This window comes from Mycobacterium paraseoulense (genome assembly GCF_010731655.1).
Classification (GTDB): Bacteria; Actinomycetota; Actinomycetes; order Mycobacteriales; family Mycobacteriaceae; genus Mycobacterium; species Mycobacterium paraseoulense.
The window spans coordinates 4,743,208-4,764,990 of record NZ_AP022619.1 but is presented as its reverse complement, the minus strand read 5'-3'; the positions used below and the strand labels follow the sequence as shown (position 1 = coordinate 4,764,990).

General features: G+C 69.0%; 20 protein-coding genes. 7 read left to right on the top strand and 13 right to left on the bottom strand.

Going from position 1 to position 21,783, the window contains the following annotated elements:
* Positions 1–6: 6 nt before the first annotated feature.
* Entirely contained in the window at positions 7–729 is a 723-nt protein-coding gene (locus G6N51_RS22165) for a FadR/GntR family transcriptional regulator (RefSeq protein WP_083172331.1), read from the bottom strand.
* 42 nt (positions 730–771) lie between these two features.
* Here G6N51_RS22165 and G6N51_RS22160 point away from each other — a divergent pair, with 42 nt between their 5' ends.
* The 3 genes from G6N51_RS22160 to G6N51_RS22150 are packed head-to-tail and all read left to right on the top strand — an operon-like array spanning position 772 to position 3,931.
* Complete coding sequence (locus G6N51_RS22160; RefSeq protein WP_083172334.1) at positions 772–1,734, top strand: hypothetical protein; 963 nt, start codon at positions 772–774, stop codon at positions 1,732–1,734.
* Positions 1,731–2,060, top strand: coding sequence for a hypothetical protein (locus tag G6N51_RS22155; RefSeq protein ID WP_083172337.1), 330 nt, complete (start codon positions 1,731–1,733; stop codon positions 2,058–2,060). Before G6N51_RS22160 ends, G6N51_RS22155 begins: the two co-directional genes overlap by 4 nt.
* Positions 2,057–3,931, top strand: a complete 1,875-nt coding sequence (locus G6N51_RS22150; protein ID WP_083172340.1) for a GMC family oxidoreductase — start codon at positions 2,057–2,059, stop codon at positions 3,929–3,931. Before G6N51_RS22155 ends, G6N51_RS22150 begins: the two co-directional genes overlap by 4 nt.
* On the opposite strand, the gene G6N51_RS29715 is transcribed toward G6N51_RS22150, so the two are convergent.
* The 10 genes from G6N51_RS29715 to G6N51_RS22095 form a co-directional block, all read right to left on the bottom strand.
* Positions 3,873–4,148: a PPE family protein, SVP subgroup gene (locus G6N51_RS29715; RefSeq protein WP_408632575.1), complete on the bottom strand. Its 276-nt coding sequence runs from the start codon at positions 4,146–4,148 to the stop codon at positions 3,873–3,875. The genes G6N51_RS22150 and G6N51_RS29715 overlap by 59 nt on opposite strands.
* Positions 4,149–4,165: 17 nt before the next feature.
* Positions 4,166–5,401, bottom strand: a complete 1,236-nt coding sequence (locus tag G6N51_RS29490) for a PPE family protein (protein ID WP_083172345.1) — start codon at positions 5,399–5,401, stop codon at positions 4,166–4,168.
* Positions 5,402–5,561: 160 nt separating this feature from the next.
* On the bottom strand, positions 5,562–8,519 hold the full coding sequence (locus G6N51_RS22135) for an MMPL/RND family transporter (RefSeq protein ID WP_083172348.1): 2,958 nt from the start codon (positions 8,517–8,519) through the stop codon (positions 5,562–5,564).
* Positions 8,516–8,938 (bottom strand): MmpS family transport accessory protein, encoded by a 423-nt coding sequence (locus G6N51_RS22130; protein ID WP_083172350.1) that lies wholly within the window; start codon positions 8,936–8,938, stop codon positions 8,516–8,518. Before G6N51_RS22130 ends, G6N51_RS22135 begins: the two co-directional genes overlap by 4 nt.
* A gap of 902 nt (positions 8,939–9,840) precedes the next feature.
* Positions 9,841–10,524, bottom strand: coding sequence for a two-component sensory transduction protein RegX (gene regX, locus G6N51_RS22120; protein ID WP_007167631.1), 684 nt, complete (start codon positions 10,522–10,524; stop codon positions 9,841–9,843).
* 49 nt (positions 10,525–10,573) lie between these two features.
* A complete protein-coding gene (locus G6N51_RS22115; RefSeq protein WP_142274990.1) occupies positions 10,574–11,794 on the bottom strand; it encodes a sensor histidine kinase in 1,221 nt (406 codons plus the stop codon).
* Between the two features lie 153 nt (positions 11,795–11,947).
* Entirely contained in the window at positions 11,948–12,697 is a 750-nt protein-coding gene (locus G6N51_RS22110; protein ID WP_163750797.1) for a phosphoglyceromutase, read from the bottom strand.
* A 30-nt stretch (positions 12,698–12,727) separates the two neighbouring features.
* Positions 12,728–13,246: a type III secretion system chaperone family protein gene (locus G6N51_RS22105; protein WP_083172362.1), complete on the bottom strand. Its 519-nt coding sequence runs from the start codon at positions 13,244–13,246 to the stop codon at positions 12,728–12,730.
* Between the two features lie 46 nt (positions 13,247–13,292).
* Positions 13,293–14,594 carry a D-inositol-3-phosphate glycosyltransferase gene (gene mshA / locus G6N51_RS22100; protein ID WP_232078448.1) on the bottom strand — a complete coding sequence of 434 codons (1,302 nt, stop codon included), beginning with the start codon at positions 14,592–14,594 and terminating at the stop codon, positions 13,293–13,295.
* 29 nt (positions 14,595–14,623) lie between these two features.
* A complete protein-coding gene (locus G6N51_RS22095; RefSeq protein ID WP_174814413.1) occupies positions 14,624–15,874 on the bottom strand; it encodes an ROK family transcriptional regulator in 1,251 nt (416 codons plus the stop codon).
* 241 nt (positions 15,875–16,115) lie between these two features.
* Between G6N51_RS22095 and G6N51_RS22090 the strand changes: the two genes are divergently transcribed.
* Positions 16,116–16,865 carry an SDR family NAD(P)-dependent oxidoreductase gene (locus G6N51_RS22090; RefSeq protein WP_083172369.1) on the top strand — a complete coding sequence of 250 codons (750 nt, stop codon included), beginning with the start codon at positions 16,116–16,118 and terminating at the stop codon, positions 16,863–16,865.
* Here G6N51_RS22090 and G6N51_RS22085 read toward each other — a convergent pair.
* Positions 16,862–18,184: a L,D-transpeptidase gene (locus tag G6N51_RS22085; RefSeq protein WP_083172371.1), complete on the bottom strand. Its 1,323-nt coding sequence runs from the start codon at positions 18,182–18,184 to the stop codon at positions 16,862–16,864. The two genes, G6N51_RS22090 and G6N51_RS22085, sit on opposite strands and share 4 nt — an antisense overlap.
* 72 nt (positions 18,185–18,256) lie before the next feature.
* A complete protein-coding gene (locus G6N51_RS22080) occupies positions 18,257–19,354 on the bottom strand; it encodes a UDP-N-acetylmuramate dehydrogenase (RefSeq protein WP_083172373.1) in 1,098 nt (365 codons plus the stop codon).
* Positions 19,355–19,380: 26 nt separating this feature from the next.
* Between G6N51_RS22080 and G6N51_RS22075 the strand changes: the two genes are divergently transcribed.
* From G6N51_RS22075 to G6N51_RS22065, 3 genes are read left to right on the top strand one after another with little or no spacing between them, the layout of a single operon-like run.
* The gene (locus G6N51_RS22075) at positions 19,381–19,890 is read left to right on the top strand and encodes a DUF2505 domain-containing protein (protein WP_083172375.1); all 510 of its coding nucleotides are present in this window, start codon (positions 19,381–19,383) and stop codon (positions 19,888–19,890) included.
* A 24-nt stretch (positions 19,891–19,914) separates the two neighbouring features.
* On the top strand, positions 19,915–20,745 hold the full coding sequence (locus G6N51_RS22070) for a carbon-nitrogen hydrolase family protein (RefSeq protein ID WP_083172377.1): 831 nt from the start codon (positions 19,915–19,917) through the stop codon (positions 20,743–20,745).
* Positions 20,742–21,782 (top strand): LmeA family phospholipid-binding protein, encoded by a 1,041-nt coding sequence (locus G6N51_RS22065; protein ID WP_083172379.1) that lies wholly within the window; start codon positions 20,742–20,744, stop codon positions 21,780–21,782. The genes G6N51_RS22070 and G6N51_RS22065 overlap by 4 nt, the downstream gene beginning before the upstream one ends.
* Position 21,783: the final 1 nt, after the last annotated feature.

Here is a 21,783-nt window from a genome sequence, read left to right as displayed (position 1 = left end):
CCCTCGTCACGTCGCGCGCTTCTTGTTGTACGACAAGACCATTCGCTGCGCGCTCGCGCGCAGGTAGTCCTCGACCGCGGCGGCGGCCGCGGCCTCGTCTCCCGCCAGCACGGCGTCGGTGATCGCACCGAGCCCGGCGACCACCGGCGCGGGGTCGTCGTAGGCGGCGGTGAGCTCGTGCTCGCGGCCGCCGAAGGCGTGCTCGACCCAGCGGTACAGCAGCACCAGCGCCCGGTTGCCGCTCTGCTGGATGAGCACCCGGAAGTAGGCGAGGTCGGCGGCCTGGCGCTCCGCCGGACCGTCGGCCTCCCCGACCGCGGCCAATGCCGCTTGCAGGGCCGCGGCGTTCTCGGGGGCGCCGCGGCGCGCCGCGGACCGCCCGATCAGCGGTCCAAGCGCGGCCCGGATCTCGAAGAGCTCCACCAGGAACTCGGGCCCCAGCTTGCGGACCAGCGCCTCGACCACGGCCGGGTGGGTGAGCGCCTGCGGGTCCGCGACCACGTTGCCGCTGCCATGGCGGGCCTCGATCAGACCCATCTGTTGCAGCCGGGCCAGGCCCTGGCGCAGCGACGTGCGGTTGACACCGAGTTGCTCGGCCAGTTCACGCTCGGGCGGCAGGGCCGAGCCCGGCGGGAACGCGCCGTCGAGGATGGCGTCGGTGATCGACGCGGCGATCTGTTCATCGACGCGTTGACGATCGACGGGACGCAGCGGACTTGACTGGTTCATTGGTTCAACCAATATAGTGGACGGACCCACCGGAGGTGAGCAATGGACGAGGACACGCGGTCGGCGGCGACACCACGCTGGCGCGGCAAGGCGGGCCGCCTGGAAGTCTGGTACGCCACGCTGTCGGATCCCCGGACGCGCGCCGGGCTGTGGGTGCACTGCGAGACGGTGGCCCCGGTCACCGGCACCGACCAGGCCTACGCGCACGGCTGGGCCACCTGGTTCGCACCCGACGGCCCGCCCCGCACCGAGCGGTTCGGGCCCGTGCCCACCCAGCCCGCGACCGGCCCCTGGTGGTTCGACGCCGAGGGCGTACGGGTCGGGGACAAACAGCTCAGCGGACGCGCCGGGTCGCTGTCCTGGGATCTGTCCTGGACGGACACGGGCGCTCCGCTCTGGACGTTTCCCCGCGCGGCCTGGGACCGCGAGCTGCTGCCGGGTGCCCAAGTCGTCATCGCCCCCACCGCCGACTTCACCGGCTCGCTCACCATCAACGACGCCGCCGCGCCCATCGAGGGGTGGCGCGGCGGCGTCGCCCACATCTACGGGCACGGCAACGCCAAACGCTGGGGCTGGGTCCACGCCGACCTCGGCAACGGCGACGTCCTCGAGGCGGTCACCGCCGTCTCGCACAAGCCGGGCCTGCGCAGGCTGGCCCCGATGGCCTTCGTACGCTTCCGGATCGATGGAAAGGATTGGCCCGCAAGCCCTTTGACAGGGCTCCTGCCGTCGCTGCGGATGCGGACGACGCTCGGCGTGGCCCACTGGCAGCTGGAGGGGCGCATCGACGGTCGCCGAGTGCTCATCCGGATCGATCAGCCGGCGGAGAAGTGCGTGAGCCTGGGCTACACCGACCCCGACGGCGGCAAAGCGGTGTGCACCAACACCGAACAAGCCGACGTCCACGTCGAGATCGACGATCGGCGGTGGTCGGTGCTCGGACATGCCGAGGTCGGCCTGCGCGGCCCCGAGGCACCCGACCTCAACGAAAGGATTCCGACATGAGCTTTCTCCTCGACCCGCCACTGCTGGTCGCCGCGGGGGCGCTGATCGAACGGCAGGTGCCGCCGGATCGTCGCGATGTCGCCGAGGCCGCCACCCTGGGCGTCTTCTTCGGCGGATCGTTCGGGCTCTACAACAACGTGCCCGGGCTCGGCGTCCTGTGGCGGCCCTTCCGCGCCCGCAACGGCCGCGACTTCATGTGGAACAGTGGCGTCTTCGGCGTACAAACCGAACAGCTCGACTGGCCCATGCATGCCGCCGCCGGGGCCATCTTCGCCACCTACCCGTTCTTCATCAAGATGGGGCGCCGGCTCGGACGCCTGCTATGAGTCGGCTGGCCGAGCGGGCAACGGCGTCGTTCGGCACCGCGCTGCTGCCGCAGGAACACGGCGGCCCCCCGCCGGCTCAGCTGGTCGAGCGCATCGAGCGCTACCTCACCCAGCTTCCGGCGACGTCCCGGCTGGGCGTGCGGGCCGGGATGGTATCGGCAACTGCCGCAAGCTATCTCACCACCGGCCGGTCGCTGGCGCGGCTGAGCCCCGACCGACGCGCCCAGGTGCTGGGCCGGGTCGCTGCACTCAGCCCGGAGGCCGGCGCGGCCATCGAAGCCGTGAAGGCAATCGTGTTGCTGGCCAACGGCGCCGACGCCTACGCGCCGGAACTCTTCGCCCGCGCCAACCGGCACGACGTGGCGCGCCCCGACGCGGACCTGACCGTCACCGTTTCGGCCGATAGCCCGTCCCTCGTCACCGCCGACGCCGTGGTCATCGGTTCCGGCGCCGGTGGCGCGATGGCGGCCCGGACCCTGGCGCGTGCGGGTCTCGACGTCGTCGTGCTCGAGGAGGGACGACGGTGGACCGTCCAGGAATTCCGCACCACGCACCCGATCGACCGCTACGCCGGGTTGTACCGGGGCGCCGGGGCCACCGTCGCGCTGGGGCGCCCGGCGGTGGTGCTGCCGATCGGCCGGGCGGTCGGCGGCACCACGGTCGTCAACTCCGGCACCTGCTACCGGCCGCCGGCAGCCGTTCAGCGGCGCTGGCGCGACGAGTTCGGGCTTGCCCTGGCCGATCCCGGCCGGCTGGCCGAGCACCTCGACGACGTCGAACGCACGCTGCGGGTCGCCCCGGTGCCGCTGGAGATCATGGGCCGCAACGGACGGCTGCTGCTGGACGCCGCCGCCACCCTGGGCTGGGAGGCGGCGCCCATCCCGCGCAACGCGCCGGGCTGCGAAGGCTGTTGCCAGTGCGCGATCGGGTGCCCCCGCAACGCCAAGTTCGGCGTGCACCTCAACGCGCTGCCCGAGGCGTGCGACGCCGGCGCGCGGATCATCTCGCACGCGCGCGTCGAACGGGTGCTGCACGAGCACGGACGCGCCCGCGGGGTGCGCGTCCGCCGCCCGGACGGCACCACGCTCGACGTCCTGGCCGACACGGTCGTCGTGGCCGCGGGCGCCACCGAGACACCGACCCTCTTGCGGCGCAGTGGTTTTGGTGGGCACCCGCGACTCGGCCGAAACCTCGCCCTGCATCCGGCGACGGTGCTCGCCGGGCGCTTCGAGGACGACGTCGTCGCCTGGCACGGGGTGTTGCAAAGCGCCGCCGTTCACGAGCTGCACGAATCACACGGCGTGCTGATCGAAGCGACCTCGACGCCGCCCGGGATGGGCTCGATGGTCTTTCCCGGCTACGGTGCCGAGCTGCTCGGCTGGCTCGACCGGGCGCCCCAGGTGGCCACCTTCGGCGCCATGGTCGCCGACCGCGGTGTCGGGTCGGTGTCGTCCGCACGCAGCGAAACGGTCATCCGCTACCCCATCGACCGGGCCGACATCGCCAAGCTCATGGTCGCCATCGAGGCCATGGGCCGGCTGCTGTTCGCCGCGGGCGCCGTCGAGGTGCTCACCGGTCTGCCCCAGGCCAAGACGGTCACGTCGCTGCCCGCGCTGCGGGATGCGCTGCGCCGCAGCAACCCGAGAAGCCTGCACCTGGCCGCCTTTCACCCGACGGGCACGGCGGCCGCGGGCACCGACGATCAGCTCTGCCCGGTCGACGAGACCGGACGGCTGCGCGGTGTGGACGGCGTGTGGGTCGCCGACGCCTCGATCCTGCCGAGCTGCCCGGAGGTCAACCCGCAGGTGTCGATCATGGCCCTGGCGCTCGGTGTGGCCGACGCGGTGATGGACGCCCGGCGCGTCCGGTGATCGTTGCCATCAGGGCCCGCTGGAACGTGCGCCCCGGCGCGGCGGTATCCGGCGGGGAAGGCGAATCCGACTCGACCTTCGTGTCTGTCATCGTCCAGCACGGCGGCACCGACAGCGGACCGAGCGAGGCCGCCCCGCCGACTCCTGCGGACGGCGCGCCCACACCGGACGCGGGGTGAAACGGCCATGCCGGCCGAGGATTGTTGTGCGCCTGCATGTTTCCCACCGCTTCGCTCAACCGGCACTCGCCAGGTCGGCGCCGGTAACGGTCTGAACCCATTCCAGGAGGCCGTCCACATTGAGCTGGGGCTGAATTCCGGCCGTTCCCGCCAGACCCGGCGAGGCCAGCCCGCCTAATGCGGCAGCCAGTGCGCTCGGCGAGCTTGGCAGCGGGGTGACCGTGGCGATGCTGACGGTGCCGAAAACGTTGGTGATGGACGCGCCTGCGGGGCCGGCGATAGCGGTGGCGGTGTTGGCGAAGGTCTGGACGGCGACCTGTTCCGTGCCGACGACGGGGAGTGTGGCCGAGCCGTTGACGAGCGCGACCAGAACCTCCTGGAAGGATCCGGGGGTGAGGACGAGGGGGCTGGACCCTGCGGTGACGTCGACGCCGCCCGGGATCAGCACACCACCCTCGGAACAGTCGATGATCGTGTGAATTGTGCTGCCGGGGTTGACGATAACGGAGCCGAAGCTGATCAGGTTGGTGCCGGAGCCCGTGATCGTGATCGAGCCGCTGTTGAGGTACATGCCCGTGTTGGCGCCGACGGTGATCGTGCTGCCCGGCGGGGCGACGACGGTTTCACCGGGAGCGACGGGCGTGACCGCGTTGGCGGTGGTCGAGCTGACCGTGTGGACCGTGGCATTGGTCGAGGCCAGCTGCTGTGTGGTGGCGTTGCCGGTGACCTGCGCCACCGTCTGGGCCTGCGCGGCCTGCCCGGACGGGTTGGTGGTCTGCGGCGGTTCGTCGAACGGGGCCAGGGTGCTGGCGGTCTCACACGCGGCGGCATAGCCATACATCGCCGTGGCGTCTTGGACCCACATCTGCATGTATTGCGCTTCGGTGGCCGCGATCGCCGGGGTGTTCTGCCCGAAGAAGTTGGTCGCGATCAGCGCCAGCAACTGCGCCCGGTTGGCCGCGATCACCGGCGGCGGCACCGTCATCGCAAACGCCGCCTCGTACGCCGCCGCGGCCGCGTAGGCCTGGGCGCCGGTCTGCGCGGCCTGCGCAGCGGAAGCGGACAGCCACTCCACATAGGGTGTGGCCGCGGCCGTCATCAGCAGCGAGGAGGGGCCGGACCACGCCTGGCCGGTCAGCCCCGCCAGCTCGGCCGCACAGCCGGTGGCGGTGGACTCCAGCTGGGCGGCCAACGCGTCCCAGCCTGCGGCGGCCGCCAGCATCGGCCCTGACCCGGGGCCCGCGTACATCAATCCGGAGTTGACCTCCGGGGGCAGCGACGCGAAGTCCATGTCGTCAGTCCTCTCCGCGGCAAGCCGGGGTGATTTCAACAGCCAGAGAATATTTTTCAACGGCGATAGAATAACGCCGGGCGTGGTCGAGCACCAGCGATTGACGTAAACGCCGCGTGACGGCGAGCCGCGTCCCGACTCGGCCCCGTGGTCGCGAGGGTTAGCCGGTTGGCGTCGCGTGCCGCGTCTGGGGATCCGGCGAAACCGCGTGCCGCGGCTGGTACAGCAGCGCACGAACCAGCGGGCGCGGCCCAACCGATCGAAGCATCTGGCTGGCCGGCCGGATCCGTACCCGCTTCGGCCACCAGAACCAGCGTCCCATCACCGTCATGATCGACGGCGTGATGAGCGATCGGACGACGAAGGTGTCGAACAACAGGCCGATGCCGATCGTCGTGCCGAATTGGCCGATCGCCCGCAGATCGCTGGTGATCATCGTGGCCATGGTGACGGCGAACACGAGACCGGCCGCGGTCACCACGGGGCCGGTGAGACCCATCCCTCGGATGAGTCCCGTTTTCAGGCCGGCCCCGATCTCCTCTTCGATTCGGGACACCAGCATCAAGTTGTAGTCCGACCCCACCGCCAAAAGTACGATCAGTGCGAATTCGGTTGCGACCCAGTGCAACTGGAAATTAAGAAGATGCTGCCAGATCAGCGTCGAGAACCCGAAGGCGGCCCCCAGCGACATCACGATCGTGCCGACGATGACGCCCGCAGCGACCAGGGCACGGGTGACGATCACCATGATGATGAAGATGAGCACGATCGAGGCCACTGCGGCGATCAGCAGGTCGTACTTGGCGCCGTTGGCGATGTCGGAAAACGTTGCGGCCGTGCCGCCGAGGTAGATGTCGGCGTTTTGCAGTGAGGTGAGTTTCAGTGCCTCCTTGGCCGCATTGCGCTCCTTGTCGACCGAGGAGATTCCCTCCGTCGTCGCCGGATCCACCGCGTGAGTGATGATGAAGCGGGCAGCCTTGCCGTCCGGCGACACCATCAGGCTCAACCCCAGTTGGAAGTCCGGGTTCTGGAAGATTTCGGGCGGCAGGTAGAACAGGCTCTCGATCTGAGAGTCGTTGAAGGACTTGCCCATCACGGCGTTCGTGTCGGTCAGTCGGTCGAACTGATCGACCAGGTTGTCGAACGTGCTGTAGATGGTCAGAGTCGTATCGCGGATCGCCTTTGTGACGGCGATATTCTCCGGGATGATCGCCAGCAATTCGCGCGTCGCCGTAGCCGTGTGGTTGAGGTCGCTGGTGAGGGCGTGGAATTTCTCGGCCAGTTTATCGAAACCGTCGAGGGCGTCGAACAGGCTTCGTAGCGACCAGCAAATGGGGATGTCGTAGCAGTGCCGCTCCCAGTAGAAGTAACTGCGAATCGGTCTCCAGAAGTCGTCGAAATCCGCTATGTGGTCCCGGATTTCGTCGGTGATGGCCGCGGTCTCCCCCGTGGTTTTCGCGCTGTCGTCCGCGGCGTCCGCGAGTTTCTGGGTCACCGCGTACTGGCGCTCCAACAGGGTGATCTGGGTGTCGAGGAAGCCGGTGATCTTCTTGATGTCGGCAATGCGGTCCTTGAGGTAATTCAGGTTGCTGCGGATCGGCGCGGTCTGCACACTGAGCTGGAACGGAACGGACCCGTCTTGAATCGGCGGCCCAAGGGGTCTGGTGATGCTCTGCACCCGTTCGATGCCGGGCACGCGGAAGATGGCTCCGGCAATCTTGTCCAGGACCAACATGTCGGTCGGATTGCGCAGATCGTGGTCCGATTCGATCATCAGGAGATCCGGGTTCAGCCGGGCCTGGGTGAAGTGTCGATCGGCCGCGTCGTACGCCTGAACCGAGGACGCACTCTTCGGTAGGTAGTACAAGTCGTTATAACGCGGGTTGAAGCCCGACAATCCCAGGGCGCCGACGATCGCCAGGATGACGGAGGTGGCGAGGATGGGTGCCGGCCAGCGCACGATGGCCGTCGCCAGGCGGCGCCACCGGGTGTAGTTGAACTTTCGCTTCGGATCGAACAGACCGAAGCCGCTCGCGAACGCGATCAGCGCCGGTGTCAGGGTCACGCCCGCGGCCACCACGACCAGCAGACCGATTGCGCACGGATACGCCAGCGAACTGAAGTAGGGCAGCCGAGTGAAATGCAGACAGGCCAGCGCCCCGACGATCGTCAAACCCGAACCCAGAACGACCTTGGTGACCCCGGCGAAGGTGTCGTAGTAGGCGGCTTCGCGGTCCAGCCCCCGCTCGCGACCCTCCTGGTAGCGGCCCACCATGAAGATCGCGTAGTCGGTCCCGGCCGCGATGGCCAGCGCCGTCAGCAGGTTGACGGCAAACGTCGACAGCCCCATGATGCCGGTGTCGCCCAGCAGCGCGACCACGCCCCGGCCGGTGGCCAGTCCGACGAACAGGATCACCATCGTCAGCAGCACGGTGCCGATGGACCGATAGACGAACATCAGCATGATCGCGATGATGATGACGGTGATGATCGTCATTTTGAACAGGCTCGCGTTACCGACCACGATCGTGTCGTCGGTCAGGGCTCCCTGACCCGCGACGTAGGCCTTCACCCCCGGCGGCGGCTTCGAGTCGTCGACGATCTTGCGAACCGCGTCAACCGACTTGTCGCCGACGGCCCCGCCCTGGTCGCCGCGCAGGTTGACCTGGACGTAGGCGGACTTGTGGTCGTAGCTCTCGACACCGGAGGCCGTGAACCGCTGACCCCAGAAGTCCAGCGCATGCTCGACGTGCTCGGTGTCCTGCTTCAGCTTTCTGACCAGATCGTCGTAATAGCGGTGGGCGTCCTGGCCGAGAGGTTTGTCACCGACGAGGGTCACCAGGACGAGGTTGTCGGAGTCGTACTCCTTGAATTTCTCCCCGATGTGCTTCATCCCGGTCACCGAGGGCGCGTCGGATGGCGAGAGCGGCACCGAGACGTCCTCGGCAACCTTCTCCAACTGCGGGACGAAGACGTTCACGCCGACCGCGATCAGCAGCCAGATCAGGACGATCGGCAGCGCGAGGACGCGGATGGTGCGGGCCACTCGCGGTTTGCGCTCGACGTCGGTGCGCGCCGCGACGGGGATTTCGTCGGTGTCGCTGGTGTCGTCGGTCACGCGGATTTGTCCAAGCAGGAGACCTGCGCATCGCGGGTGTTGACCTGTTGTTGATCCACCAATTTGCCATCGACGGTGATCCGGCAGCCGATGGATGGGCCGTCACCTTGGGCGACGACGTAGGCGAAGATGCCGGGCATCTCGGCGACAATCGTCTGCGACCACGGCAACGTGGTGAAGTTGGCCTTCTGCGGTTGTGCGTCCGCATCCATCCAGTTGACGACGCCGGTCGTCCCCGGCGGTCCCAGGATCTCGTAGACGGCGGTCTTGGCCGCGTACGGCGGGGTGGCGTCCCGCGGATCGGGCTTGGGTAGGCCAGGTCCCGGGAAGACGCCGTTGAGGCGGTCCACCGCAACGCCGCCGATGATCACTGCGACGACCACCACGAGCGGAACCCAGGCCCGCTTGAGAAGCGTCAAGACCGTTCTCCCCGATCACGATTGCCCGACGGGGCTGATGTTAAGACACTCCGTGTGTTCAGGCATTTCGTCGCGTGCGCCACGGCTAACCCGAACGCCCCGGCTGCCGAATTAATTCCTGCGGTGCGTCGTCGTGTCGCATCCGCGTCGCCGCCCTGGCCGTGACCGCTCCGTTCGTCGTTCCCCACCTGATCCACTTGCTCTGCGGCACCAGGGTGGCCCGCTCGCGGGTGGACTGGCCGAAGCGACGATCAATAGAGCGGTGCGCACGACCGCTTGCAGCGATGAAAACCCCTAAGCCGGTTGCGCGGGAAACATTCTGCGCGCCAGGCCCTTTGGCTGCGTTGCGCTGGTTTACCGCCTATTGACCTGTTGCGCCCTCGATTTCATCGAGATGACCGTACCGGCCGTGTCGCAAGTGCGCCGACGCGATAACGGACGGCAACTGAGTTAGTTTCAGAAAGTAATTCGCTGGCGCCGGCCATTTCGCGTTCGATTTTCGCGCTGGGCGTTTTGCGAGACGTCGATTGTCGCCGTCGATCTGAAACCAGCACCGATTCGGGGCCGCGGCGCGTACCCTGACCGACATGGCTACCAGGACCAGGGTCAGGACCTGTGTACATTGCGGCCACACGTTCGATCCCGACGCCCGCCGGCGCGACCTGTCCGATCCGGACTGGCTTCCGGCGGCATCAATTTATTGTTCGCATGAATGCAGTGACCGGTTCCACTGCGATATGACGCATTGCTGCTCTACCCACGCGAAAGCGAAGACTCATCACCCGGCCTCCAAGGCGGCGCGATAACCCGCGCTTCCACCCAGCCGGAGGGCGCGGTCGAAAGCGGTCAACGCATCCCGTGGGACGCCGACGCGATCGACCTGCGTCCCGTGGCCCGGAGGGCTAGCCTTCGAGCTTGTAGCCCAGCCCCCGCACGGTCACCAGGTGGACCGGGTTGGCCGGGTCGGCTTCGATCTTGGACCGCAACCGCTTGACGTGGACGTCGAGCGTCTTGGTGTCGCCCACGTAATCGGCGCCCCACACCCGATCGATCAACTGCCCGCGGGTCAGCACCCGACCGCTGTTGCGCATCAGGTACTCGAGCAGGTCGAATTCCTTGAGCGGCAAGGTGATCGTGTCGCCGTTGACCGAGACGACGTGTCGCTCGACATCCATCCGAACCGGTCCGGACTCGAGCACACCGTCGCTGATTTCGGAATCGTCGTCCCCGCCGCGGCGCAGCACCGCGCGGATCCGGGCGATCAACTCGCGCGCCGAATACGGCTTGGTCACATAGTCGTCGGCGCCGAGCTCGAGCCCGACGACCTTGTCGATCTCGCTGTCGCGCGCGGTCACCATGATCACCGGCACGCTGGAACGAGCACGCAGTTGCTTGCACACGTCGGTCCCCGACATGCCGGGCAGCATCAGGTCGAGCAACACGATGTCGGCGCCGCCTCGATCGAACTCGGCCAGCGCGGCTTGTCCATCGGTCACGACCGTGGCCTCGAAGCCCTCTTTGCGCAACAGGAATGCCAGCGGATCGGCCAGCGACTCCTCGTCCTCCACGATCAGCACACTGGTCATGCGCGCCACTCCTTCTCATCGCGATGCTCTGCATCGTCGTAAGCGCGGGTCATCGACTTAGTTCTTCCTCTCGTTGTGACCTGTTGGGTCGCGCCTCGCGACCCTGCGGTGGCTCGGGTTGGTCGTCATCGTCCTTGTAGGCCGGAATCGACAGCGTGAACGTCGATCCCGTCCCCGGCTTGCTCCACACCCCGATGCTGCCGTTGTGGTTGGCCGCGACGTGTTTGACGATGGCCAGGCCCAGCCCGCTGCCTCCAGTGGCGCGCGAGCGTGCCTTGTCCCCCCGGAAGAACCGCTCGAATACGCGCTCCTGGTCTTCCAGCGCGATCCCGATGCCGCGGTCGGTGACGGCGATCTCGATGTTGTCGCCGCGGCGGCGACGGCTGATCGAGACCGGCGAACCGGGCGGCGAATAGGCGATCGCATTGGACACCAGGTTGGCCAGCGCGGTGACCAGAAGCGTTTCGTCGCCGAGCACCCGCAGGCCACTGGGCGCATCCGTGCGAACCTCGATCTGCGCGTTGTCTGCGGCCACCTTGTGGCGTGAGATCGCTTCCGACACAACGGTATCGACGTCCACTTCGGTGACGTTGGGCAGCCGCTCAGCACCCTGCAGCCGAGACAGCTCGATCAGCTCGGCGACCATGTCCCCCAGCCGGTTGGCTTCGACGAGCACCTTTTCGGCAAAACGGCGGACCGTTTCGGGGTCGTCCGCCGACGCCAACAGGGCCTCGGCCAGCAGCGCCATGGCCCCAACCGGGGTCTTGAGCTCGTGGCTGACATTGGCCACGAAGTCGCGCCTGGTCGCTTCCATGCGCGCATAGTCGGACTGGTCGTGGGCGAACACCACGGCGAACCGGCGGTCTTCCTCGCTGAGCAGCCGGGCCTGACCGTGGACCGAGAGCCCGGACCGGCCCGCCGCCCGCTTGGCCGGCCGCAGGTCGAATTCGGCGTCGACGCCGCCAAGCGCCTGCTGGGCCGCCTCCCACGCCTGGTCGTCGAGCTGCCGGTCGCGCACCAGGCCCAGCTCCTTGGCCCGATCGTTGAGGTAGACGACGTCGCGGTGGGAATCCACCACCGCCACCCCCAGCGGCATCAGGGCGACGATGCGTTGCAGCATCTGCGCGACGGTGATTCCGGTCCACTCCGTGCTCTCTCGCTGCCGGCGCTGGGCCGCTTTCGGCGACAGCCGGTTCCCGGCTGCTACACCTATGGCCAGCCCCAGCACGGACAACACCCCGGCCAGCAACAGCGCCGAGAACACAGTCACATAGCAAATCCTACAAATCTTCCTGAACGCTGCCCTAGCGGAACGAGGCCAAAATCGGACAAGTCACACTTTCCGCTTCAGGTGTTCCACTTCCGTTCACGCGATGTTCGGCGAACAGGCCTATAAGAAGCGTCGATGACGCCGCGGCAGGCGTCACCCGCCCCCTTGGCTGGCAACCGCCGCGGCACCCGCGGCGGCCGCCTCCGGGTCCAGGTAGGTACCGCCCGGCAGCACCGGCCGCAGGTCGGAGTCCAGGTCGTAGCGCAGCGGAATCCCGGTGGGGATGTTCAGCCCGACGACGTCGTCGTCGGACATCTGGTCGAGGTACTTGACCAGGGCCCGCAACGAGTTGCCGTGCGCGACGATCAACACCGTCTTGCCGCTGCGCAGGTCCGGGACGATGACGTCGGTGAAGTACGGCAGGAACCGGACCACCACGTCGGCCAGGCATTCGGTCAGCGGGCCGCCGCCGATGTTGGCGTATCGCGGGTCGGTGTCCTGGCTGAACTGGCTGCCCTTCTCGATCGGCGGCGGCGGCGTGTCGTAGCTGCGCCGCCAGGTCATGAACTGCTCCTCGCCGTAGCGCTCCTTGGTCTCCGACTTGTTCAGGCCCTGCAGTGCGCCGTAGTGCCGTTCGTTGAGCCGCCAGCTGCGCCGCACCGGGATCCACAGCCGGTCGGCGGCGTCCAGCGCCAGGTGAGCGGTGGTGATCGCGCGGCGCAGCAGCGAGGTGTAGAGGACGTCGGGGAGCAGGCCCTGCTCGGCCAGCAGCTCGCCGCTGCGCACCGCTTCGGCCCGGCCCTTCTCGGTCAGCCCGACGTCCACCCAGCCGGTGAACAGGTTCAGGGCATTCCAGTCGCTCTCGCCGTGGCGCAGCAGCACCAGCGTGGCAGTGTCTCCCATGCCGGAAAGTCTCTCACGCGCCGGAGTGCGCTACTCGTCCCCGTCGTCGTCTTCATCGATCAGGTGAGCGAACGCCTGCAGGTTCTTCAGCGACTCGCCGCGGGACACCCGCCACTCCCATTCCTTCTGTATCGATGAGCGAAAGCCCAACTCCAGCAACGTATTAAAGTCCGTATCCACCGCTTCGAGCACCTGTCCCAGCACTCGATCGATCTCGTCGGCGTCCACCGACGCCAGCGACATCCGGCCCACCAGGTAGATGTCGCCGACCTTATCGAGCGTGTAGGCCACCCCATAGAGGCGGCGGTTGCGCTTGAGCAGGAAGCGGTAAACGCCCTCGTGATTCTCGTCGGGCTTGCGGCACACGAACGCCTCGATGCGCACCGAATGCTCGCCGATGCTCAGGATGGTGTTGGTCTTGAGCTTGCGCTCGCCGGGAAGCTCCACCACCAGGCCGGACCGGCCGCCGTGCGCCCCGTCGTGTTTGGAGTAGACCAGACCGCTGGCCCGCAGCGCGTCCTCGATCACGCGCTCGACGGCAACGCTCATGAGCGCCCCTCCTCAGCATCGCTCCGCTCATCGTCGCCGGCACGGGTCACGCGCCCACCCCCCGGCGCTCGGCGGTGTATTCGCTGATCGCGCGGCGATAGCTGGCCAGCAGCGCGTCCGTGGTGTTCTCCCAGGAGAAGGTGGCCGCGTGCGCGGCGGCCGCGCGGCTCATCGCCTCGGCCTTGGGCCCGCGCAGCCGCAGCACCCCGTCCAGGGCGTCGGCCCACTGGTCGACGTCGTGGCCGGACACCAGCGTGCCGGTGATCCCGTCGCGCACCGCCACCGGCAGGCCGCCGACCGCGGCGGCGACCACCGGCGTCCCGCACGCCTGCGCCTCGACGGCCACCAGGCCGAACGACTCCGAATAACTCGGAACGGCGACCAGGCTGGCGGCGCGGAACAAGGTGGCCAGGTCCGTGCGGGGCTGCGGCGGCAGGAACGTCACCCGCGCCGCGATGCCGAGCTCGTCGGCCAGCCGCCGCAGCCCGTCCGGGGACGCCATGCCGCTGCCCGACGGGCCGCCCGCCACCACGATGCGCACGCCCGGCAATTTCGCGGCGGCGCGCAGGACGATGTCGGGCGCCTTCAACGGCTGGATCCGCCCGACGAACGCGACGACGTCCTCGTCCAGCGGCAACCCCAGCGCGGCCCGCGCCGCCCGGCGGTCGCCCGGGCGGAATACCTCGAGATCCACCCCCGGGTGGACGACGTCGATCCGGGCCGGGTCGGCGCGGTGGATCGAAACCAGTTGCCTGGCTTCGTCTTCGGTGTTGACGATCAGCCGGTCCGCCTCGTCGACCACCTGCTGCTCGCCGATTGTGCGCAGTGGCGGCTCGGGCGCGTCGCCCGCGGCCAGGGCCGCGTTCTTGACCGCGGCGAGCGTGTGCGCGGTGTGCACCAGCGGCACCGCCCAGCGGTCGCGGGCCAGCCAGCCCACCTGTCCGGACAGCCAGTAATGCGAGTGCACGATGTCGTAGTAGCCCGGTTCGTGCGACGCTTCGGCGCGCAGCACCCCCGCGGCGAAGGCACACAGCTGCGTGGGCAGGTCGTATTTGTCCAGGCCCTCGAACGGGCCCGCCACCACGTTGCGCACCAGCACGCCGGGCGCCACCCGCGCGACGGGCGGGTCGGCGGACGCGGTGGCCCGGGTGAAGATCTCCACCTCGATGCCGCGCCGCGCCAGGTGCAGCGCGGTTTGGAGCACGTAGACGTTCATGCCCCCGGCGTCGCCGGTGCCCGGCTGGGCCAGCGGTGAGGTGTGCACCGCCAACACTGCGACGCGGCGCGGTTTCAGCCGGAAGACGTCATCGTGCCGCACCTTCTCATCTTTACAGGACGGCCGACTCACCAGCCCAACGCCCACGGCATGGCTTCGCGTTAAGCGGAAGACTCGTCGGCGCCGACCTCGCGCACCCGCGGGTTCAGCGCGCCCGCCCGCCGCATCGCACCGAGCGGGTCGGCGTACAGCCCGCCCAGCGACACGGTCCCCGCACCGGCCTCCTGCACCCGGTTGCCGAAGACCGTGACGCGAATGTCGCGCGGCGGCAGCACCGAGCGTTCGGCGAACGCCGCCTCGACGTGCTCCATCGCCTCGGGATACTCGGTGAAGGCCTGGCCTCCGACCACCAGTTCGTCGGGGTTGAGCATGTCGCGCAGCAACGCCACCGCCTCGCCGAGGACCCGGCCCCGCTCGTTGAGCAGGTCCTTGGCCTGCTCGTTGCCGGTCCGGGCCACCCGCAGCAGGTCGGTGATGCCGGCGGCCGAGGCGTTGGGGCCGCCCGGCGGGGCGAACGGCAGGATCCGCAACCGGCGGGCGGCGGCCAGCACCGCCTCGTCGCTGACGGTGGATTCCAGCTGGCCGGCGCCGCCGAGCAGCTCGGAACGGGCCGGCAGGGCCGCGATGGTGCCGGGGCCGCTGGCCGGGCAGTGCACCCGTCCGCCGATCACCAGCGCGTAGCCCACGGTCTCGCGGGCGTAGACGTAGAGACTGGTGGGCGAGCTGGGCAGGAATCGCCGCATGCCCAGCAGCAGCTCGGCCCCGGCCATGGCGTCGACGTGCGAGGCCACCGACACGGGCAGTCCCAGCGCGTCGGCGAGCACGGGGCCGACCGGCGCCTGCCGCCACCCCAGCCGCGGGTGGTCGACGTGGCCCGTGGCGCCGTCGACCGTGCCGCCGATAGCCACGCCGACCCACAACGGGCGGCGCCGATGCCAGCGCCGCAGGTAGCGCGCTGCGCTCTCGGCCAGGGCCGCCAGCGCGGGGCCGGCGGGACTGAGCGGTGTCGGTGTCTCGACGGTGTCCAGGGTGCGGCCGAACAGGTCGGCGGCCACGATGCTGGTGGTCCGGGCGCCGATGTGGATGCCCAGCGTCACGAACGGTTCGTGGTTGACCTCGACCGGCACCCGCGGGCGGCCGATCGCTCCGGAGACGGCGAGGTCGGCGCGTTCCCGCAGCAAGCCGGCGTCGAGCAGGGCGATGACCTGCCGGTTGACCGTCGCGATGCTCAGCGAGGTGACGCCCGCGATGACGTCCCGCCCGACGGGCCCGCGCAGTCGCACGGCCCGGAACACCGAGGCGGCCGCCGAGTCGGCGATATGCAGCGCCGGCGGCACGATCTGACGGCGCACCGAACGGTGGCCCTGGTAGCCGGCGCGGCTAGCTGAATGGTGAGCTTGGGTGAGGGTATTCGAGCGCACGAGCGTCCTTTGTCCGATTTTCGTTGGCCGTCACTGGCCACACCTGAAAGTCAGGAGCGGCAAAGTGCGCGACAACAACACGCACCCGCCGCGCAAAGACACGCGGTGGTGGTGCTGGACAGGGCGCTGAGGTGCACTCCGAAAATTTAGCACGTTCACTAAGGTTGTTTCGATGGCTGGAAATGTCAGGAATGAGCGCGTCGCGGTGGTCACGGGGGCCAGCTCCGGTATCGGCGAGGCGACCGCCCAGACCCTTGCTGCGCAGGGCTTTCACGTGGTCGCGGTGGCACGCCGGGCGGACCGGATCAACGCCCTGGCCAGGGAGATCGGCGGGACGGCCATTGTGGCCGACGTCACAGACGACGGGGAGATCGCTTCGCTGGCCGAGGAGTTGAGCCGGGTCGACGTGCTGGTCAACAACGCGGGCGGCGCGCGCGGGCTGGCGCCGGTCGCCGACGCCGACCTCGACCACTGGCGGTGGATGTGGGAAACCAACGTGCTGGGCACGCTGCGGGTCACCCGGGCGCTGCTGCCCAAGCTCATCGAATCCGGCGACGGCCTGATCGTCACGGTGACATCGGTTGCCGCACTTGAGGTGTACGACGGGGGCGCCGGATACACCGCGGCCAAACACGCCCAGGGCGCGCTGCACCGCACGCTGCGCGGGGAGCTGCTGGGCAAGCCGGTGCGGCTGACCGAGATCGCACCCGGCGCGGTGGAAACCGAGTTCTCGCTGGTTCGCTTCGACGGCGATCAACAGCGCGCCGACGCCGTCTACACCGGAATGACGCCGCTGGTTGCCGAGGACGTCGCCGAGGTGATCGGCTTCGTGGCCTCGCGGCCGTCCCGCGTCGACCTCGACCTGATCGTCATGAAGCCGCGCGACCAGGCGTCGGCCACCCGGTTCAACCGCCGGGGTTAGCCCCCGGGACTGGACGTGGTGGTGGTCGTCGTCGGCGTGCCGGACAGGCTCGGGGCGGTCGACGGGGTGACCGGCGCCGTCACCGGGATCTGGGTGGACGGCGGGCGTGCGGTGGGTGGCGGGAGCGCCGACATGGCGACCCAGGTGTCCCAGTCGACGGCCCAGTCCCAGATGTCGCCGTCGGAGTAGGACAGCTGAATCGAGCTCCCGGTCACCTCGACCGGGTCGCCGTAGATCGCCGACTGGAAGTACTGCTCCGCGTCGCCGGTCGACAGGTTGATGCAGCCGTTGGTGACGTTGGTGTTGCCCTGCGCGCCCGCGCTCGCCGGGTTGGCGTGGATGAACTCGCCGTTGTTGGAGATCCGGACCGCCCAGCGTTCGTGCACGTGGCTGTAGCCGGCGGCGGGGTTGGACATGTAGAAATCCGCGTACTTCTCGGTGACCACGTGGATGCCGTTGCGGGTGACGTTGCGCGCCTTGTCGGCCTCGCCGTAGCTGCACGGGAAGTCCATGATGACGCCTTCGTCCCTGATCACCTGGATGCGGTGCGAGGTCACCTCGGCCTTGACCACCTGACGGCGGCCGATCTGGATGTTCAGCGAGATGTCGTCGGCGCCGTAGGCGCTGTCACCGAACGGCAGGCCGTACAACTTGGCGTCGACGTTGACGGTCGTGCCCGCGGGGTAGTACTCGCGGGTGCGCCAGTGCACCCGGGCGCCCGCCGCCTCGTCGGGCAGCCACGCCCAGCTGCCCTCGACGGGCGGATTCGTGGTGACCGTCAGCGCCTTCTCGACGGCGGCCTTGTCGCTGATCGGCGCGTCGAACTGGATGATGATCGGCGCCGCCACCCCGACGGTCTGCCCGTCGGCCAGCTGGAATGCCCCACTGATCTTCTTGCTCGGCGACACGGTGGTGAACTTGCCGGTGACCGGGATCGCCTTGCCGTCGTGCCCGACCGCCGAACCGCTCCAGGTGTACGTCGCGTCGTAGCCCAGCGGCTCGGTGGTGGTGTAGACGGTGCGGTCGGAGTTGAATCTGCCCGCCACGGCCTTGCCCGCCGAATTGGTCAGCGCGACGTGCTGGAACCAGCCGTCGCTGATCTCGACGCTGATCGGCGCGATCGGGACCACGTTCTCGGTGGCGTCGGCCGGTGAGAACTTCAGCTTCGGCGCGGGCTGCTCCTTCTTCTCGGCCTGTTTGGCCGTGGTTCCGCCGCACGCGGCGAGCAGGCTGGGGGCGAACACCCCCAGTCCGAGGGTCGCCAAAGCCACGCGCCGGTTGATCGGCGGCCGGTTCTGCGACGTGCTCACGAAAGTCAAAGATACCGGGCAAAATCCACCAACTCCGCCGCGTCAAATGGGCGTCGGGGCGGTCCTTGGGAGGATTCCGAGCTACAGCCTGCAGCCGAGCAGGACCGGCTCGGGCATCAATGTGACACCAAACACATCACGAACGCCGTCGCGGATGGTCCGGGCCAGCGCGATCACCTCGTCGGTGGTGGCGCCGCCGCGGTTGGTCAACGCCAGCGCGTGCTTGTCGGACAGCCGGCACCGGGCCGCCGGGTCGTGGGGATAACCCTTGGCGAAGCCGGCCCGCTCCACCAGCCAGCCGGCGGCCAGCTTGACGCCGTCCGGCGCCGGGTAGTGCGGAACCGGCCCGTCAGCCGCGCCGGCCAACCGCTCGTATACCTCGGGTGCGACCACCGGGTTGGTGAAGAACGAACCCACGCTCCAGGTGTCGTGGTCGTCCGGGTCGAGCACCATGCCCTTGCCGCCCCGCAGCCGCAGCACCGCCCGGCGCACCGCCCGCGGGTCGGCACGCTCGCCACCACCGGCCCCCAGCGCGGCGGCCAGTTCGCCGTAGCGCATCGGGGCGCTGCGGCCCGAGGCGTCCAGCGCGAACTCGACTTCCAGCACCACCCAAGGGATTTCGAGGCCGGCGCGCTTGAACACGCTGGTGCGGTAGCCGAAGCCGAGCTCGCCGCCCGGCACCCAGCGAACCTCCCCGCTGGCCCGGTCCAACAGGCGGACCCGGGTGATGGTGTCGGAGACCTCCGCGCCGTACGCCCCGACGTTCTGCACCGGGGTGGCCCCGGCCGATCCCGGGATCCCGGACAGGCATTCCAGCCCACCCAGACCGTGCTCGATGGCGCTGACCACGACGTCGTCCCACACCGCGCCCGCCTCCGCGCGCAGCAGGTTGCCGTCGACGGCGATGCCGGTGTTGGCCAGCCGAACCGCGGTCAGGTCGGTCAGCGTGTCGGCGATCACCAGGTTGGAGCCACCCGCGAACACCAAGACCGGGCGATGTTCTCCCCCAAGGCTTTCGGCATCCAGCTCCCGCACCACGTCGACCACTTGTCGCGTGCTGGTGCAGGTGATCAGGCGGCGTGCGACCGGCCCCACCCGCAGCGTCGTCAGCGGCGCGAGCGACACCGCCTCGGCGACGTGCGCGCCGGCGAATGTCGAACCGGCATCGCTGGATTTCATGGCCCGTAACGGTAGCCTCACCTGCTATGCCGCGTTCATTCGACTTGTCGGCCGACTACGACGGCAGCGTCGAAGCGGTCCATCGGGCGTTCACGGACGAGACCTATTGGCGGGCACGGCTGGCGGCATCCGGTGTCGACGTCGCCGTGTTGGAATCGATGCGGGCCGGTGGCGACACCGTCGAGGTCGTCACCGTCCAGGTGATCCACAGCCACAAGCTGCCCGGGATGGTCACGCAGTTGCACGTCGGCGACCTGCGCATCAGGCGCGAGGAGACGTGGGGACCGGTCGCCGACGGCGCCGCGCAGGGTTCGGTCGTCGGCTCGATCCTGGACGCCCCGGTGAATCTGGCCGGCACCGCGATGCTGTCGCCGATCCACGAGACGGGGGGTGCCCGACTCAGCTTCCGGGCCACCGTCCAGGTACGCGTTCCCATCATTGGCGGCAAGCTGGAGAACATCATCGGCACCCGGCTGGCCGAGCTGGTGGCGGTGGAACAACGGTTCACCGAGGAGTGGATCGGCGGAACCGCGTAACCCGTCGCGCCTAAGCTGGCGACCATGCGAATCGCGTTGGCGCAGATCCTCAGCGGCACCGATCCGGCCGCGAACCTGGACCTGGTGCGCGAGTACGCGGGCCGGGCCGCCGCCTCGGGCGCGCAGTTGGTGGTGTTCCCGGAGGCGACGATGTGCCGGTTCGGCGTCCCGCTGGCGCCGATCGCCGAGCCGGTCGACGGGCCGTGGGCGACGAGTGTGCGGCGCATCGCCACGGACTGCGGGCTCACGGTGGTCGCCGGCATGTTCACGCCGGCCGACGACGGGCGGGTGCGGAACACGTTGATCGCGGCGGGGCCCGGCAGTCCCAACGAACCGGACGCGCACTACGACAAGATCCACCTCTACGACGCGTTCGGATTCACCGAGTCGCGCACCGTCGCGCCCGGCCGCGAGCCGGTGGTGATCACGGTTGCCGGCGTCCGGGTGGGGCTGACGGTCTGTTACGACGTCCGCTTCCCGGCGCTCTACACCGAGCTGGCCCGCCGCGGCGCCCAGCTGATCGCCGTCTGCGCGTCGTGGGGGGCGGGCCCCGGCAAGCTCGACCAGTGGACGCTGTTGGCGCGGGCCCGCGCGATCGACTCGATGACGTACGTCGCGGCAACCGGCCAGGCCGATCCCGGCGAATCACTGACCGCGTCGGGCGCGCCCACCGGGGTGGGCGGCAGCCTGGTGGCCTCCCCGTTCGGCGAAGTGGTCGCGTCGGCCGGTCCCGGGCCGCAGTTGGTGGTGGCCGACATCGACCTCGACCGGGTGGCGAAGGCCCGCGAGAGCATCGCGGTGCTGCGCAACCACTCAGATTTCGTTCAGCTGGATAGGGCAGAATCGGTCGGGTGACGAACCCACAAGGACCGCCAAACCCCGACCCGTCGCCGTGGGGCCGTCCCGGCAACCAGGGCCCCTTCGGCCAGCCGCCCACCGAGCGGCCGACCGAGCGGATCAGCACCGGCGGCCCAGCACCCGCGCCGCCACCGGCTTCCGGTCCGCCGCCGGGCCAGACCGAACGGATCGGCACTCCCCCGCCGAACATGCAGCGCCCCGATTACGCGCCGCCCTCTCCGCCCGTCCCGCCCGCGGGACCCACGGAGAAGCTGGCCGCACCCGGCGGGGAGCCGGCGCCGGGCAAGAAGAAGCGGCGCTTCCTGCGCGACCCGCTCTCCGTCGTGCTGGTCTGCATCATCGTGGCGTGTCTGGTGATCGCCGGGCTGGTCGGGGCCGAGCTGTATGTCCGCCACGTCGCCAACAGCAAGGTCGCCGAGGCGGTGGCTTGCGAGGTCAAGGACCAGGCCACCGCGTCGTTCGGGGTGGCGCCGTTGATGCTGTGGCAGCAACTCACCAAGCACTACACCAACATCTCGGTGTCGACGGCGGGCAATCAGGTGCGCGACGCCAAGGGCATGAAGATCGACATCAACATCCGCGACGTCCGGCTCAAGAACACGCCGGACTCCAAGGGGACCATCGGATCGCTCGACGCGAACGTCACCTGGACGTCGGACGGGATCAAGGAATCGGTCCAGAACGCGATTCCGGTGCTGGGCCCGTTCGTGACCAACACGGTGACCACGCACCCCAACGACGGCACCATCGAGCTGAAGGGCATGCTCGACAACCTGACCACCAAGCCGGTGGTGTCGGGCACCGGCCTGCAGCTGCAGATCGTCAGCTTCAACGCGCTGGGCTTCACGATGCCGAAGGAGTCGGTGCAGTCGACCCTGGACGACTTCACCTCGCAGTTCACCAAGAACTATCCGCTGGGCATCCACGCGGACAGCGTGCAGGTCACGTCGACCGGTGTGACCAGCCACTTCTCCACCCGGAACGCGAGCATCCCCACGGGCAACAACAACGACCCCTGCTTCGCCAACCTGTGAC

Coding starts and splice junctions, on each gene's coding strand:
- G6N51_RS22165 (WP_083172331.1), bottom strand. CDS start 729: ATGAACCAGTCAAGTCCGCTGCGTCCCGTCGATCGTCAACGCGTCGAT.
- G6N51_RS22160 (WP_083172334.1), top strand. CDS start 772: ATGGACGAGGACACGCGGTCGGCGGCGACACCACGCTGGCGCGGCAAG.
- G6N51_RS22155 (WP_083172337.1), top strand. CDS start 1,731: ATGAGCTTTCTCCTCGACCCGCCACTGCTGGTCGCCGCGGGGGCGCTG.
- G6N51_RS22150 (WP_083172340.1), top strand. CDS start 2,057: ATGAGTCGGCTGGCCGAGCGGGCAACGGCGTCGTTCGGCACCGCGCTG.
- G6N51_RS29715 (WP_408632575.1), bottom strand. CDS start 4,148: ATGCAGGCGCACAACAATCCTCGGCCGGCATGGCCGTTTCACCCCGCG.
- G6N51_RS29490 (WP_083172345.1), bottom strand. CDS start 5,401: ATGGACTTCGCGTCGCTGCCCCCGGAGGTCAACTCCGGATTGATGTAC.
- regX (WP_007167631.1), bottom strand. CDS start 10,524: ATGACCAGTGTGCTGATCGTGGAGGACGAGGAGTCGCTGGCCGATCCG.
- G6N51_RS22110 (WP_163750797.1), bottom strand. CDS start 12,697: ATGGGAGACACTGCCACGCTGGTGCTGCTGCGCCACGGCGAGAGCGAC.
- G6N51_RS22105 (WP_083172362.1), bottom strand. CDS start 13,246: ATGAGCGTTGCCGTCGAGCGCGTGATCGAGGACGCGCTGCGGGCCAGC.
- G6N51_RS22090 (WP_083172369.1), top strand. CDS start 16,116: ATGGCTGGAAATGTCAGGAATGAGCGCGTCGCGGTGGTCACGGGGGCC.
- G6N51_RS22080 (WP_083172373.1), bottom strand. CDS start 19,354: ATGAAATCCAGCGATGCCGGTTCGACATTCGCCGGCGCGCACGTCGCC.
- G6N51_RS22075 (WP_083172375.1), top strand. CDS start 19,381: ATGCCGCGTTCATTCGACTTGTCGGCCGACTACGACGGCAGCGTCGAA.
- G6N51_RS22070 (WP_083172377.1), top strand. CDS start 19,915: ATGCGAATCGCGTTGGCGCAGATCCTCAGCGGCACCGATCCGGCCGCG.